This is a genomic window from Nocardioides asiaticus (assembly GCF_040049175.1).
Classification (GTDB): Bacteria; Actinomycetota; Actinomycetes; order Propionibacteriales; family Nocardioidaceae; genus Nocardioides; species Nocardioides cheoyonin.
Window position 1 is genome coordinate 338,420 of sequence record NZ_JBDZDM010000002.1, and the last position, 14,672, is coordinate 353,091.

The 14,672-nt window shown below is 72.0% G+C and carries 13 protein-coding genes; 7 read left to right on the plus strand and 6 right to left on the minus strand.

Features of this window, described 5'->3' with window-relative positions; all coding sequences use genetic code 11:
• Window positions 1–78: 78 nt before the first annotated feature.
• Entirely contained in the window at window positions 79–654 is a 576-nt protein-coding gene (locus ABLE53_RS07375) for an RNA polymerase sigma factor (RefSeq protein ID WP_348858121.1), read from the minus strand.
• Between the two features lie 141 nt (window positions 655–795).
• On the opposite strand from ABLE53_RS07375, the gene ABLE53_RS07380 reads away from it, so the two are divergent.
• Window positions 796–2,448, plus strand: coding sequence for a serine/threonine-protein kinase (locus ABLE53_RS07380; RefSeq protein ID WP_348858851.1), 1,653 nt, complete (start codon window positions 796–798; stop codon window positions 2,446–2,448).
• A 9-nt stretch (window positions 2,449–2,457) separates the two neighbouring features.
• Here the strand turns inward: ABLE53_RS07380 and ABLE53_RS07385 are convergent, their stop codons facing one another.
• Window positions 2,458–3,138 (minus strand): hypothetical protein, encoded by a 681-nt coding sequence (locus tag ABLE53_RS07385; RefSeq protein ID WP_348858122.1) that lies wholly within the window; start codon window positions 3,136–3,138, stop codon window positions 2,458–2,460.
• A gap of 128 nt (window positions 3,139–3,266) precedes the next feature.
• Between ABLE53_RS07385 and ABLE53_RS07390 the strand changes: the two genes are divergently transcribed.
• Window positions 3,267–4,817, plus strand: coding sequence for an amidohydrolase (locus ABLE53_RS07390; RefSeq protein ID WP_348858123.1), 1,551 nt, complete (start codon window positions 3,267–3,269; stop codon window positions 4,815–4,817).
• A 31-nt stretch (window positions 4,818–4,848) separates the two neighbouring features.
• On the opposite strand, the gene ABLE53_RS07395 is transcribed toward ABLE53_RS07390, so the two are convergent.
• The gene (locus ABLE53_RS07395) at window positions 4,849–6,093 is read right to left on the minus strand and encodes an HNH endonuclease signature motif containing protein (protein WP_348858124.1); all 1,245 of its coding nucleotides are present in this window, start codon (window positions 6,091–6,093) and stop codon (window positions 4,849–4,851) included.
• A 208-nt stretch (window positions 6,094–6,301) separates the two neighbouring features.
• Complete coding sequence (locus ABLE53_RS07400) at window positions 6,302–6,670, minus strand: MerR family transcriptional regulator (RefSeq protein WP_348858125.1); 369 nt, start codon at window positions 6,668–6,670, stop codon at window positions 6,302–6,304.
• 132 nt (window positions 6,671–6,802) lie between these two features.
• On the opposite strand from ABLE53_RS07400, the gene ABLE53_RS07405 reads away from it, so the two are divergent.
• The gene (locus ABLE53_RS07405) at window positions 6,803–7,984 is read left to right on the plus strand and encodes an MFS transporter (RefSeq protein ID WP_348858126.1); all 1,182 of its coding nucleotides are present in this window, start codon (window positions 6,803–6,805) and stop codon (window positions 7,982–7,984) included.
• Here ABLE53_RS07405 and ABLE53_RS07410 read toward each other — a convergent pair.
• Window positions 7,962–8,885, minus strand: a complete 924-nt coding sequence (locus ABLE53_RS07410) for an SGNH/GDSL hydrolase family protein (RefSeq protein WP_348858127.1) — start codon at window positions 8,883–8,885, stop codon at window positions 7,962–7,964. The two genes, ABLE53_RS07405 and ABLE53_RS07410, sit on opposite strands and share 23 nt — an antisense overlap.
• Window positions 8,886–8,975: 90 nt before the next feature.
• On the opposite strand from ABLE53_RS07410, the gene ABLE53_RS07415 reads away from it, so the two are divergent.
• Window positions 8,976–9,968, plus strand: coding sequence for a cation diffusion facilitator family transporter (locus tag ABLE53_RS07415; RefSeq protein ID WP_348858128.1), 993 nt, complete (start codon window positions 8,976–8,978; stop codon window positions 9,966–9,968).
• 26 nt (window positions 9,969–9,994) lie between these two features.
• Window positions 9,995–10,792 carry a glucosamine-6-phosphate deaminase gene (gene nagB, locus ABLE53_RS07420; RefSeq protein ID WP_348858129.1) on the plus strand — a complete coding sequence of 266 codons (798 nt, stop codon included), beginning with the start codon at window positions 9,995–9,997 and terminating at the stop codon, window positions 10,790–10,792.
• A 21-nt stretch (window positions 10,793–10,813) separates the two neighbouring features.
• Here the strand turns inward: nagB and ABLE53_RS07425 are convergent, their stop codons facing one another.
• Window positions 10,814–11,980, minus strand: a complete 1,167-nt coding sequence (locus tag ABLE53_RS07425; RefSeq protein ID WP_348858130.1) for a PucR family transcriptional regulator — start codon at window positions 11,978–11,980, stop codon at window positions 10,814–10,816.
• A gap of 85 nt (window positions 11,981–12,065) precedes the next feature.
• Here ABLE53_RS07425 and ABLE53_RS07430 point away from each other — a divergent pair, with 85 nt between their 5' ends.
• Together ABLE53_RS07430 and ABLE53_RS07435 are read left to right on the plus strand one after the other, a co-directional pair.
• Window positions 12,066–13,322 (plus strand): ferredoxin reductase, encoded by a 1,257-nt coding sequence (locus ABLE53_RS07430; protein WP_348858131.1) that lies wholly within the window; start codon window positions 12,066–12,068, stop codon window positions 13,320–13,322.
• Between the two features lie 56 nt (window positions 13,323–13,378).
• On the plus strand, window positions 13,379–14,608 hold the full coding sequence (locus ABLE53_RS07435; protein ID WP_348858133.1) for a fatty acid desaturase family protein: 1,230 nt from the start codon (window positions 13,379–13,381) through the stop codon (window positions 14,606–14,608).
• Window positions 14,609–14,672: the final 64 nt, after the last annotated feature.

Consider the following 14,672-nt stretch of genomic DNA (forward strand, 5'->3'; position numbering starts at 1 on the left):
CCACTCCCGGCTGCGGCCGCCAAGGGGGTCTCGCTCAGAGCGGGAGTGCCGTCCCGATCGGCTCGCCGGCCGACCGCCTCACGAGTGCTCGCGAAGCAGCGGGCGGGCCAGCTGGCGGCCGTGGTGGATCTGCGCCTTGACGGTGCCGAGCGGGATGCCGAGGAGCTCCGCGATGTCGTCGTACGCCATCCCGTAGACGTCGCGGAGCAGCAGCGGCTCGACGTACTTCGGGTGGTCCCTCTCCAGCGTCTCCATCGCGTCGAGGAGGTCGAGCCGGGTGCCGGCGATGACGGAGGTGGTGCGCGGGTCGGCGCGCTCGAGCGGGCCGACCTCCTGCGGATCGGCGGCCATCGCCTGGTTGCGCATGCGGCGGTACGCCGACCGGGCGGCGTTGAGCGCGACGACGTGCATCCACGTGGTGAACCTGCCCTGGCCGTTCCACGAGCCGATCTTGCTGCTCAGGTTGATCAGCGCCTCCTGGCAGGCGTCCTCCGCGTCGGGCAGGTAGGGGAGGACGCCGCGGCAGACGTTGAGCGCCCGCGGCCGGATGGCGCCGAGCAGAAGCTCGAGCGCGTCCCGGTCGCCGTCCTTCGCCCGTCGCGCCAGGTCGTCCAGGTCGTCAGGCGTGAGCGTTGTCTGGTACCCGTCGGTCATTCGGTCGTCCCCCCAAGCATCGCGTCGATCGTCCCGTCACGTGGCCGGCCGTCCCTCAGGAGACGCGTCCCCGACGTCAGATACAAGCGACTTTTCCACAGACAGATCCGGGCAAACCGTGCTCATAATGCCGGGGTGCCCATGCCACATCGTCTCGGACGCTACGCCGTTCAGCGGCGGATCGGCTCCGGTGGCTTCGCCACCGTCTGGCTGGCGTACGACGAACAGCTCGACTCGCCGGTCGCCGTCAAGGTGCTCGCCGACAACTGGTCGGGCGACGCGCACGTGCGGCAGCGGTTCCTGGAGGAGGGCCGCTACCTGCGCCGGGTGGAGTCACCGCACGTCGTCACGGTGTACGACGCCGGCGAGCTCGACGACGGCCGGCCCTACCTCGTCATGACGTACGCCGACCAGGGCACCCTCGCCGACCGGCTGGAGCTCTCCGGTCCTGCCCCCGGCCTGACCGCCGCCCAGTCGCTGCAGGTGATCAGGCAGGTCGCCGACGGACTCCAGGCGCTGCACGACCGCGACATCCTGCACCGCGACGTGAAGCCCGCCAACGTCCTCTTCCGCTCGGTCAGGAGCGGCACCGACATCCGCGCGATGCTCGGCGACCTCGGCCTCGGCAAGGCGCTCGACATGTCCTCGCGGCTCACCCTGGTGGCCGGCACGCCGTCGTACGTCGCACCGGAGCAGGCGGCCGCCGACCCGCTCGACCCGCGCGCCGACCAGTACTCCCTCGCCGCGCTCTCCTACCTCCTGCTCTCCGGGCGGCCGGCGTTCAGCCACGCCTCGCTCCAGGCAGCCTCGGCGCCCGGCCCGGTGCCGCCGCTGTCGACCGAGGAGCGCCCGTTCGCCGACTCCGTCGACGCCGTCGTACGCCGCGGGCTGGCGCGCTCCCGCGAGGACCGCTTCCCGTCGGTGACCGACTTCGCCGACGCCCTGGCCGCGGCGATGCTGGAGTCGAGCGGCGAGACGCCGGCCGTGACCGCGCCCGGCGACCCATGGCTGGCGATCAACAACGAGCTCACCGTGCCGGGCGTCCGGCCGACGGCGCACCCGGCCGCCCAGGACGACGACGTCCCCCACCCGCGCGAGCCGGAGCACCCCGCCGACGGCGGGCCGGCCGTCCCGGGCGTGACCGCTCCCGAGCCGGCTCCCGGCGTCACTGCCCCCGCCGGTGCCGCGGTCGAGACGCCTCCGCCGCGCCGCCGGCGCCGCTGGTGGCGCTGGGTCGCAGCGGCCGCCGTGCTGCTCGTCGTCGGGGCGGGAGCCGGCTATGCGGCGTACGACCGCGGACGCCGGGTCGACCGCGGCCCGACCGAGGTGACGGTGGCCGACGCGCACGGCGAGGTGGCGGTGACGGTGCCGGTGTCGTGGGACAGGTACCGCGCGCTCAAGGGCTGGACCCCGCCGGTCCACCAGCCGGGCAACCCGGAGTCGTTCCCGGCGGTCTGGGTCGGGACCAGCGACGTGTGGAACGCGGCGACGGTCACGGGCGAGGGCGTGTTCGCGACGATCATCCCCGGAGACCGGATGCCGGAGCAGTTCCCGGGCCATCCGAAGTGCACCGCGACGACGCCGCAGTCCTCGCGGAACAGCACCGGCGGCCGCGTCCTCACGACGCTGTTCACCGCCTGCCCCGGCGGGATCGTCGTCGAGCAGATCAGCCAGCTGACGAAGGGTCGGCTGCTGTGGGTGCAGGTCCACAGTGACGACCCGGACGAGGCGTACGACGTCCTCGGCACGGTTCGGACCGGCGCGGCGGCGCGGAGCGGATCGGCGGACGGGTGAGCGGAAGCGTCAGCGCACCATCCTGACGCTCTTCTGCACCTTCTCGAGCAGCTCGGCGAGCCCGTCCTGGTCGCGGTCGCGGCCGGCGACCGAGAGCTCGAAGCCGGCGTACGCCATCCCCGGCACCGTCACCCAGGCGAAGTAGTTGTAGCGCTTCAGGTTGCCGTTGCTCCGCAGGTAGAACCACACGCTGTCGTCGGTGATCTGGATGACCCGGACGTCCCGGTAGTAGCGCTCCATCAGCTCCCGGCGGTGGGCGAGCTCGTCGGCCGGGGTGTTGCGCGGCTGGATCGGCAGCACCCGCAGCACGTAGCCGCCGGTCTCCGGCTCGTCCGCCGGGCGCCACCGGACGGTGCCCTTCGGGTCCTCGCCGGACCCCGGGTACTCCTTCCAGCCCGCCGGTGCGTCGTACCACCACGTGTGCCCCGCGCCCGCCACCCGATGCCTGAGGTAGCGCAGGCCGGTGGGCAGTGCCGGATAGTCGATGTCGTCCTTGAACGGGAGGTTCTGCGCGATCGGGAGCTCCGGCAGTGCGGGGACGGGCGCCGCGGAGGAGACGTCGATCGGGCTGGGCGGCGGTGTCACGGTCGGCCGGTCGGATCGGCCGGCGTACCACCCCGCGGCGGCGCCGACGGCCGCGACCGCGAGGACCGCAGCCACGACGGCGACGATCCTCCTCAGCGCGGTCATGCCCGACACCGTATCCGTCCCCTCCGCCCTCAAACTCGCTCCCTGCTCGTGCTCCGCCTACGCCCGCCTATGCCCGTACTGACGCCGGAGGACGGCTCCTCGGTTGCGCGGGTTAGGTTGGCGCCACGATGACCGAGCCTCCATCCGACGCCGCCGACCCCGCCGACCTGCTCCTGCGCCGTGGGCGCCTCGTCCCGCTCACCGGCGCGCCGGCGTACGCCGGTCGATCCGGCGCCGGGCCGGTCGACGTGCTCGTGCGCCGCGGCGTGGTCGCCGAGATCGGTCCGGCGTTGCAGCGCCTCGCCGGCGTGGAGGAGTACGACGCCGACGGGCGCTGGCTGATGCCGGGGCTGTGGGACCAGCACACCCACCTGGGCCAGTGGACCCTGACGGCCAGCCGGCTCGACCTGCACGGCACCTCTTCGCCCGAGGAGGTGCTCGCCGTCGTGGGGGCCGCGGTCGCGGCCTCGCCGGGCACGCCGCTGGTGGCGAACGGCCACTCCGCGGGCGCGTGGCAGCGGCCGGCCACGGTGGCCGAGCTCGACGCGGTCACCGGCGACACCCCGGTCGTCCTCATCAACCACGACTTCCACCACGGCTGGCTCAACACCGCGGCCCTGTCGGCGCTCGGCCTCCCGCTGCGCGACGAGGTGGTGAGCGAGAACGAGTGGTACGCCGCCTACCCGCACCTCGACGACCTCGTCGGGCGGAGCGGGAGCTCCCCGGCGGCGTACCGCGCCATGCTCGAGCGCACCGCCGCCCTCGGCGTCGTCGGGATGGTCGACTTCGAGTTCCGGGCGACCTACGACGCCTGGTCGGCCCGCTGGGCCGAGGGCTGCGACCTGCTGCGGATCCGCGCGGCGACGTACGCCGACGGGCTCGATGCCGTGGTCGCCGCCGGCCTCCGCACCGGCGACCCGGTGCCCGACGTGGAGTCGGGCGGTCGGCTCACCGTCGGGCCGCTCAAGATCATCAGCGACGGCTCGCTCGGCACGCGGACGGCATGGTGCTGTGAGGCGTACGCCGAGCCCGGCCCCGACGGCGCGCCCTCCTACGGAGCGCCCAACCAGTCCCCCGACGAGCTGCACGACCTGCTCGCACGCGCGACCGGCGCCGGGCTCGAGGTGGCGACCCACGCGATCGGGGACCGGGCCGTCGGCGAGGCGCTGGCGGCGTACGCCGCGGCCGGCGCCCGCGGCAGCATCGAGCACGCCCAGCTCATCCGTCACGAGGACGTCAAGGAGCTCGCCCGCCTCGGTCTGCGCGCGTCGGTCCAGCCGGCACACCTGCTCGACGACCGCGACGTCAGCGAGCGGGTGTGGCCCGGCCAGGGGGAGCGGTGCTTCGCATTCCGGTGGATGCTCGATGCGGGCGTCACCCTGGCGCTCGGGTCGGACGCCCCCGTCGCGCCGCTGGATCCGTGGTTGGCCGTCTCCGCCGCCGTACACCGCACCGCCGACGACCGCGACCCCTGGCACCCCGAGCAGGCGATCACGCCGCGCGAGGCCCTCGCCGCCTCCGTCGACGGCGCCGGCACCGTCGACGTCGGCTCCCTCGGCGACCTGGTGGTCCTTGACCGCGACCCGCTCTCCTGCAGCCTCGACGAGCTCCGCACGATGGGCACCTCCGGCTCCGTCGCGCTCACCGTCGTCGGCGGCCGGGTCGTCCACCGCGCCTGAGCCGTACGCCGGTCCGCACTCCGGTCGGCTCTCACGTCCGTCGGTGGAATCTGATGCTGCCGTCGGGGTGTCTCGTCAGGGTGTAAGCCGGGTTGTGGGCGAGTCGGTGGTGGTGGCGGCAGAAGAGGACGGCGTTGCTCAAGTCGGACAGGCCGCCGCCGGCCCAGGGGTGGAGGTGGTGGGCGTCGGTCCAGGGGGCGGGGACCTCGCAGCCGTCGACCGCGCAGGTCGGGTATCTGATCCGGAGTGCTTTGCGTTGGGCGGGGGTGAACAGTCGGGTCTTGCGGCCGAGGTCCAGCACCTCGGAGTGGGTGTCGAGGACGGCGGGGATGATGCCGGCGGTGCAGGCGAGTCGGCGGGCCTCGGCGGCGGAGATCTCGCCGCCATCGGGGCCGTGGCCGGTGCCGATGGTGGCGGTGCCGAGCTCCTTGTTGAGCTGGTTGACGTCGATGGTGACGATGAGGGTGGTGGCGTCGCCGCCGTGGTGGGGCAGGGTGTCGGGGTCGATCCGCTCGAGGAGCTGCCCGAACGCGGTGCCGAGGAGCCGGTCGTAGGGGACGGTCTTGCCGCGTTCGGCGAGCTGGGCGAGTCGGGGTTGGGTGAAGGCGTCGAGGTAGGTCTTCAACCGGACCCCGGTCGCCCTGGGCAGCCGGGCTCGCAGGAACATCGTTCCGTCGCCGGGGTCGGTGATGGTCAGGGAGGTCCGCCGGTGGGCTCTCTCTTCCTCGGCGAGCAGTCTCTTGCCGAGCTCGGTCTCGGCGCGGTGGGGGTCGAGGACCTCGAGCAGGTGGGCGCCGACCGTGCGGAGTCGGGCCGGGTCGAGCCGTGCTGCTTCGTCGACCATCACCGCCTCCGCCTTCGACACCTCGCCGGGGGCGAGGTCGTCGGGCAGCGCGTCGAGCGCGCGAGCGATCACCCTCGCCTGCTCGACCGAGACGGTGCCCTCGGCCAGCGCGGCGGCCAGCACCTCGTAGCGGTCCAGCGCGCGGGCGAGCTTGAGGTCGGCGCGAGCGGCGCGGTGGTCGGCGCGCAGGGCGTCGGCCCACCAGGCGCCCACATCTCGGGCGCCGGTGGATGCGGCGACCGGTCCGGCCGACGCCATGAGCCGCAGCCGGAGGGCGGTGGTCTGGGCCTCGAGGGCGGCCAGCTCCCGCAGTGTCGCCTCGACCTCGTCGGGGCGCGGGAACAGTCCGGTGAGGTGGGCGGCGCGGGCGATCTCGCGGCGGGCGTGTCGCACCGAGGCGAGCACCGCCGGCACCGGCGTCAGCTCGGTCATGACACACCTCCTCGAACACGAGACCGGTTTCGATCTGGTGTTCCCAAAGCTAGCCGCGACCACCGACAGTTCCGGTCCGGCCGTCCACACCGGCCCAGCCGGCCGGCGGGCATGGGCCCAAGCACGCCGGCGGACCCGGATCCTCCTTGCACCCGTGCACGAGGACCATGATGGTGACGCGCGCGGCGCTAGGTACGCCATGAGGGGTTCAGCGCATTGCGGGATCCGCGGCAGCGATGACACTCGCGATGGCATCCCGCGACTCGGTGAGCGCACTGATCGAGCTCTCGATGCGTTGCTGCTCTTCTTCGAGCTGGGCGATCAGGTCTGAGCAGATCGGGGTGAGTCGTCCGGCTCTTTCGACCAGGCACGGCAGTACCTGCCGGATCGTGGCGGTGCTCAGTCCGGCATCGAGCAACTGGCGTACGTGCCGGGCGGCATCCAGGTCCGCCATGCTGTATCGGCGGTAGCCCGAGGCATCACGCGACGGCGCGAGCAGCCCCTGCTCCTCGTAATAGCGCAACAACCGCGCACTCACGCCCGCTTTCGCGCTCGCCTCCGATATCCGCATCCGCATCCCTCGTCCTCACGTCCCAGCGCTTGCCTTCTCACCAATGTCAACGTCGAGCCTGAAAGCGTGAACACCGATCGCACTAGCTCTCTTCCGCTCGTTGATCCAGGCCGTCCACGGTTGGCGCTGACTGCCTTCGTGGTGCTCGTCTTCTGCACGGGCACAGCCGAGTATCTGGTCGCGGGCGTACTGCCGCAGCTGGCACAGAGTCTCTCCGTCTCGGTCGCAACAGCCGGCCAAGCCGTCACCGCCTACGCCATGGGCGTGGCCATCGGTGGGCCCGCAGTCACGGTGCTGACTGCGCGGTTGCCACGCAAAGGGGTCGCGCTGTCGCTCGCGGCCCTGTTCGTCGCCGGCATCGTGCTGACTGCTCTCGCGCCGACGTTCGCGTGGGTGATCGTCGGGCGGGTGCTTTCGGCCTGTAGTCAGGCCACGCTGTTCGCGATCGCGCTGACGACGGCTATCGCGGCCCTGGGAGCAGAACAGACCGGCCGAGCGATCGCGATCGTCAGCTCAGGGCTCACCATCGCGACCGTTCTCGGCGTCCCATTGGGAGCTCTGCTCGGCGGCGACACAAGCTGGCGACGACCTTTCCTGGTGATTGCGCTGCTCGCCCTGATGGGCTTCGCCCTGCTGGCTTCCACGATGCCTCGCCCGTCCCATCCCGGCACCGGGGTGGTCAACGAGATTCGAGCCCTCACGCGCCGCGCTGTCCTCATGGCGGTGCTGACCACTGTGGTCGGATTCGCCGGTGTCAGCACCGTGTTCACCTATCTGGTCCCGCTCCTCACCAAAGTCTCGGGCATCTCGTCGACCTACGTCCCCCCGCTCCTACTCGCCTACGGAGTCGGTGGCTTCATCGGAAACCTCGCGGCCGGACGGCTGGCGGACCTCTCCCTGGGGCGCACCCTGACGGGCGTATTCCTGGTCCTTGCCATCACACTTGGGCTGTTCCCGCTCGCGGCCGTGCATCAAGCCCTCATCGCCGTCCTCGTGATGGTCCTGGGGCTAGTGTCGACCGCCACCATTGCCCCGTTGCAGGCTCTTGTTCTCCGCTACGCCAGCGACGCCCCGACGCTGGCGCTGGCCGTCAATGTGGGTGCCTTCAACCTGGCCAACGCGACCGGTTCTGCCCTCGGAGGCGTAGCCGTGGCAGCGGGTCTGATGCGCAGCACCGGATACCTCGGAGCCGTCCTTTCTCTGGTCGGACTCGGACTTTCCATAGTCGCGCTACGGCAGTCACCGCCCGGCCCGACTCCTCGGAGAAGGAGCGAGCGCGGGCGCGCCGCGGGCAGTTCTACCCGAGCGCGTCGGCGATGAGCCCGGCGACCGCCGTCTGCTCCCGCGGGAACGGATGGAGCGGCTGCGCGTCGGGGGCAGGGGAGGCGCCGTCGATCCACGGGCTCTCGGAGCAGATGTCGTGGCCCTCGCTGGCATCGGAGACGTCGACGTAGGTCGCACCGGCCTTCTCAGCCGCCTCCCGGAGGTAGTCGTTGACCTGGTCGATCAGCTGGGCGGCGAACGCGTAGTCACCGCTCGCGAGCGGCAGCTGCGTGCACGTCTCGTCGGTGGGGAACGGCTGCGGGTAGCCGACGACGACCACGGTGGCCTTCGGGGCGCGCCGCCCGACCTCGCGTACGGCGGCTACAAGGTGCTGCCGCACGCGGGGGGAGTACTCCTCGACGTCGGCGGCGTACCTGTCCTTGCACGGCGACCCGGTCGCACCGTTCTGCGCGAGCGCCGCACACTGGCCGAGCAGGCCGATGAGGTTCATGTCGTTGCCGCCGATGCTGATCGTGACCAGGTCGGTGTCGGAGGACAGCGCGTCGAACTGCGGCGCGACCGACGTGCCGCTGTCGTACGTCGCCTGCCGGCCGGTGAGGTCCTGGGTCCGGGCGCCCGAGCAGGTGACGTCGTGGAGCGTCCGGATCCCGAGCTGTGCGGCGAGCAGGTGCGGGTAGTCGTGGTCGGAGCGCACGCAGCCGTTGGCCTGGGCGGTGGTCGGGTTGCCGGGCGCGGCCGAGTAGGAGTCGCCGAGGGCGACGTACGACGTGTAGTCGGAGGAGGCGGTCACGGAGCTGCCCGCCGACGAGGGGCTCCCGGGCGTGCCGGCCGCCCCGGGACCCGACGGACCTCCGCACGCGGCGATGAGGAGGACCAGGCCGACGGCGAGCCCGACGGCCAGCGCGGCGGTCGCGTGCAGGGAACCGGGTCGGCGCATGTCCGCCACGGTACGGCCGGCCCGGGCGGATCCGCCGGTGAAGCCGGAAGTAAAGCCATCGGTTACCGATGATCGGGTACCTCACCCGGCATGGCGCAGCAGGTGTACGAGCAGGAGGCCCGCGACCAGCGCGGGGAGCACGGTGAGTCGACCCTCACCGTCCTGATCGCGCTCACGGCCAACGGGCTGCTCGCGATCGCCAAGAGCGTCGCCGCGGCGATGACCGGGTCGGCCGCGATGCTGGCGGAGGCGGCGCACTCGTGGTCGGACACGGGCAACGAGGTCTTCCTCGTCATCGCGGAGCGGACCGGTCGCCGGCCGCGCGACGAGAAGCATCCCCGGGGCTACGGCCGGTCGACGTACATCTGGTCCCTCGTCGCCGCCTTCGGTCTCTTCTCCGCCGGCGCGATGGTGTCGGTCTGGCACGGCGTCTCGCAGCTGATGTCGGAGCCGAGCGGCGAGACCAGCTTCACGCTCAACTACGTCATCCTCGGCATCGCCACGCTGCTGGAGGGGTCGTCATTCTTCCAGGCCTCCCGCCAGGTGCACGGCAAGGCGCAGACGTTCGGGATGCACCCGATCCGCTACGTCTCCCGCACCTCGGACTCGACGCTCCGGGCGGTCTTCTTCGAGGACTTCTCCGCCCTGCTCGGCATCGCGCTCGCCGGCGCCGGCATCGGCCTCCACCAGCTGACCGGCGAGCCGGCGTACGACGCCGCCGGCTCGATCGCCGTCGGGCTGCTCCTCGGGGTGGTGGCCGTGTTCCTGATGCGCCGGAACATGTCCTACCTCCTCGGCGAGGGGCTCTCCCCGGCGATGTACCAGGAGGTGCTCCGCATCCTCCTCGCCCACCCGCAGGTGGACCGGATCACCTACCTCCACGTCGAGTACGTCGGCCCGAGCCGGCTCTTCGTCGTCGCCGCCGTCGACCTCGTCGGGGACGACACCGAGGGGCACCTCGCGCTCCGCTTCCGCCGCGTCGAGGCGGACATCGAGCGCTCCGATCTCATCGAGGACGCCGTGCTCACGCCGGCGCCGCCCGACGAGCCCGAGCTCACCCCCGACGCGCGCCCACAGCGCTGACCTTCGCTGGCAGGATGGTCGCCGTCATGGAGATCGTCCCCCTGCCCACCGCCGCCGACGTCGCCCGGCTCGCCGCGGACACCATCGAAGGGCTGGTACGCCGCCGGGCCGCCGACGGACAGCCCGCCGTGCTCGGGCTCGCCACCGGGTCGACCCCGCTCCCGACGTACGCCGAGCTCATCGCCCGCCACCGCGCCGGCACGGGTCCGTCGTACGCCGGCGTGCGGACGTTCAACCTCGACGAGTACGTCGGCCTGCCGCCCGGCCACGAGCTGAGCTACCTGGCGACCATCAGGCGCGACCTCACCGATCCCCTCGGGATCCCGCCCGAGCTGGTCCACGGCCCCGACCCGGACGAGGCGGGGCTGCCGACGGCGGGCGAGCGCTACGAGGAGGAGCTGCGGGCGGCCGGCGGCGTCGACCTGCAGCTGCTCGGCATCGGCACCGACGGCCACGTCGCCTTCAACGAGCCCGGGTCCTCGCTCGCCTCGCACACCCGGATCAAGACGCTCGAGGAGCAGACCCGGCAGGACAACGCGCGCTTCTTCGGGGCGCCCGACGACGTACCCCACCACGTCCTCACCCAGGGCCTCGGCACCATCCTCCGGGCCCGGCACCTCCTCCTGATCGCCACCGGTGAGTCCAAGGCGGAGGCTGTCGCGACGGCGGTGGAGGGCCCGCTGTCGGCGTCCTGCCCGGCGTCGGTCCTGCAGCTCCACCCGCACGCCACCGTCCTCCTCGACGAGGCCGCCGCGTCGAGGCTCGAGCGCGCCGTCCACTACCGGTTCGTCTACGAGGGCAAGCCCGCCTGGCAGGGCCTGTGAGGTCGACTTCGAGCCCCCGGCTCACCCGAGGGCGACGGTGAGGGCCAGCAGGGTGGCGGGGTCCTCGAGCCGGTCGCCGAAGGCGTCGCGGAGCTGGCCGAGCCGGTAGCGCACCGTCTGCGGGTGGACGAAGAGCTCGGCGGCGATCTCCTCGCGGCGGCCCTGGTGGAGCAGCCAGGACCGGAGCGTCTCGGTGAGCTTCTCGGCGGTGGCGGGGCGCAGCTTCGCGAGCGGCGCGAGCATCTGCGCGCGCAGGTCGGCGCGGGCGTCCGGGTCGGCGGCGAGGACGAGCTCGACGAGGTGCCGCTCGGTGTCGGTCCCGAGACCCGCCTGCTGCGCGCGCCGGGCGCGCTCGAACGAGAGCCGAGCGTCCCGCCACGGCTTCGCGGGCCCGATCACGGCGCCGCGGTCCTCGAGCGTACGGAGCAGCGGGCGGCGCCGGTGGTCGTGCGCGTCCGGGACGAGCAGCAGGGTGAGGTCCTCCTCGAGCTCCGGCGGGTCCTCGAGCACGAGCGTCGCCTGGCTCACCTGAGCGAGGACGGCGCCGACCTGCGCCTTCGGGAGGAGTACGGCGGTCAGCGTCTGCGGCGGCGTCCAGTCGGCCCGTTCCGCGGCGTCGTCGAGCACGTCGGCGGCCGCGCCCGCCAGCAGGCGGCGCGCGAGCCGCTCCATCATCTGCCGCTGCACCCGTCCGGTCGTGGCGAGCTCGTCGGCGTGGCCGGCCGCTGACGCGTCCGAGACCTCGTCGATCCACGCGAACACCAGCGCCGCGAACTCCACCATCGACTCGGGCGGCATGCCGCCCTCCACCGCCGTCGACGAGAGCTCGCGCCACGCGACCCGGGCGCCGATGCGGTACGCCGCGAGCAGCGCCTCCGTCGTACGCCCGCTCCTCGCCTCGCCGCGGCCGAGCTCGTAGGCGCCCTCGAGGGCGGCCGGCGCGGCGGCGGGCACGTCGCCGGTGCGGCCCGACGCGATCGACAGGAACCCGCCCAGCGCGACGCGTACGGCGGTCCGGATCGTCTCGCCCATCGGGCCCGACAGCGCATCCTGGTAGCTGGGCACCTCGGCGATGATCGAGGCCACCACGTCCTCGCCCACCTGGGGCAGGATCTCGCGCATCCGCTCGACGATCTCGGGGCTCAGTCGGACGTCGTACGTGCTCAATCGGGCGGTACGACGAGCCATTTTCATCTCCTGCGAACAAAAGTGATGCAGAGTTTCACGTCATTGGCACAGGAGTTTACGTCCTGCGTCTAGCAGGCTGAAGAACATGGTGTCGATGCCCGTGCCCGCTCCCCATTTCGGCCGTCCCGGCCAGGGTCGAGCCGCTGCGGACCGCACTGCTCAGCCCTCCTCCGGCCCCGCGTCCGGCTCCGCGTCCGGCCACACCTCCTCCTCCGGCTTCGGCAGGTCGATGCGCGAGCGGATCTGGCGGGTCGCGGAGGCGGTGGCGACGCCATTGATGCCCTCGGACTACCTCGACATGTTCAGCCCGCTGCGTCCCGGCGCCGACCTGCGCGGCCGGATCGTCAAGGTCGTCCCCGAGACGGCTGACGCGGCGACGATCGAGATCAAGCCGGGCGCCGACTGGGCGGGCCACACCCCGGGGCAGTACGTCCGGATCGGCGTCGACGTCGACGGCGTACGCCACTGGCGGGCCTACTCGCTCACCCACGGACCCCGCGCCGACGGCCACATCTCCATCACCGTCAAGGCCGTGCCGAACGGCAAGGTCTCGCGCCACCTCGTCCACCGCGCGCGGCCCGGCACGCTGGTCCACCTCGAGCAGGCGGCGGGCGACTTCGTGCTGCCGACGGACCTGCACAGCCGGCCGCGCAAGCTGCTCTTCGTCACCGCCGGCTCCGGCGTGACGCCGGTGATCGGCATGCTGCGCAACCTCTTCCCCGTGACCGACGAGGGTGTCGTACGCCTCGTCCGGAGCCGGCACCTCGACGTCGTCGTCGTCCACGTCGCCCCCAGCCGGCCGGGCTCGATCTTCATCCGCAACCTCGAGCAGCTCGACGGCGTCGGCGCGATCCGGCTGGTGCCGCGCTACACCGACGCCCACGGGCGGCTCGACACCGAGCAGCTCGGCGACCTCGTCCCCGACCTGGCCGAGCGTGCGACGTACGCCTGCGGGCCGGCCGGGCTCCTCGAGGCGCTCGAGGAGCACCACGAGCGTCACGGCCTGCCGCTCCAGACCGAGCGGTTCCGTACGGCGACCGTCGTCGCCGCCAATGATGAACACAGTGGCGGCACCGTCGCCTTCGCGAGGGCCGGTACGACGCTCGACGCGCCCGGCGACACCCCGATCCTCGACGCCGCCGAGGAGGCCGGCGTCCTGATGCCGAGCGGCTGCCGGATGGGCATCTGCTACGGCTGCGTCCTCCCCCTGAAGGAGGGCGCCGTGCGCGACCTCCGCAACGGCGAGGTCACCGTGGCGGTGCCGGGTGAGACCGGCGCCGGCGGGGTACCCGTCCAGACGTGCATCAGCGCCGCCGCCGGCGCGTGCACCTTCGACCACTGACCCTGATCACGACCACAGATCGAGATCAGCCGATCACGAGATCACGAGGAGCCTTCATGACCGCGATGACCAAGAAGCCGGAGACCCCGGTCGGCCACCTGACCCCCGAAGACGTCGAGCAGCTCGGCATCGAGCTCGACGCCATCCGCCAGCAGGTGATGGACAGCCGCGGCGAGAGCGATGCGGCGTACATCCGGAAGGTCATCAAGGTCCAGCGCTCGGTCGAGCTCGGCAGCCGCGCGGTGCTGCTCGCGAGCATGTTCCCGCCGGCGTGGATCCTCGGCACCGCGGGTCTCTCGATCGCCAAGATCCTCGACAACATGGAGATCGGCCACAACATCCTGCACGGCCAGTGGGACTGGATGCGCGACCCGAAGATCCACTCGACGACGTGGGAGTGGGACAACGCCAGCACCGCCGAGGGCTGGAAGAAGAGCCACAACGAGACCCACCACACCTACACGAACATCGTCGGCAAGGACAACGACCTCGGCTGGGGCATCATGCGGGTCGACGAGGACCAGCCCTGGACGCCGCGGATGATGTTCCAGCCGCTGGTGAACTTCGTCAACATGTGCATCTTCGAGTACGGCATCGCGATGTACGACCTCGACCTCGGCGAGATCAAGCGCAAGAAGAAGGTCGGCAAGCAGCCGCCGCCGGAGTTCCACGAGAACATCAAGAAGACGCTTGCGAAGATCCGCCGCCAGGCCACCAAGGACTACGTCGTCCACCCGCTGCTGTCGGGTCCGTCGTTCCTGACCACGGTCGCGGCCAACCTGACGGCCAACTTCGTCCGCAACGTGTGGAGCCACTCGGTCATCATGTGCGGCCACTTCCCCGAGGGCGTCGAGACGTTCGAGCTCGCCGCCGTCCCGGAGAAGGAGACCCGCGGCGAGTGGTACCTCCGCCAGATGCTCGGCTCCGCCAACATCTCCGGCTCGAAGCTGATGCACATCATGACCGGCAACCTGTCGCACCAGATCGAGCACCACATCTTCCCCGACCTTCCCTCGAACAGGTACGCCGAGATCGCCCCCAAGGTGAAGGCGCTCTTCGAGAAGTACGGTCTCAACTACCACTCCGCCCCGCTGCCCCAGCAGGTCGCCTCCGCGTGGCACAAGGTCCTGCGGCTCTCGTTCCCGAACGGCTGGCTGCAGACCACCAACCGCCGCAACCTGCCCTCGCAGCTGAAGAAGCTCTACACCGCCGTGACCGGCGACGTCCGCAGCCGCCGGCGCATCCTCAAGGAGCTCGAGGCGGCGGCCGCGGTCCAGCCGGCCTGACCCGACGCGCTGTCCCGCCGTCCTGCCCTCGCCGCCGGTCTGAACCATGCGGAATGATGCCCCC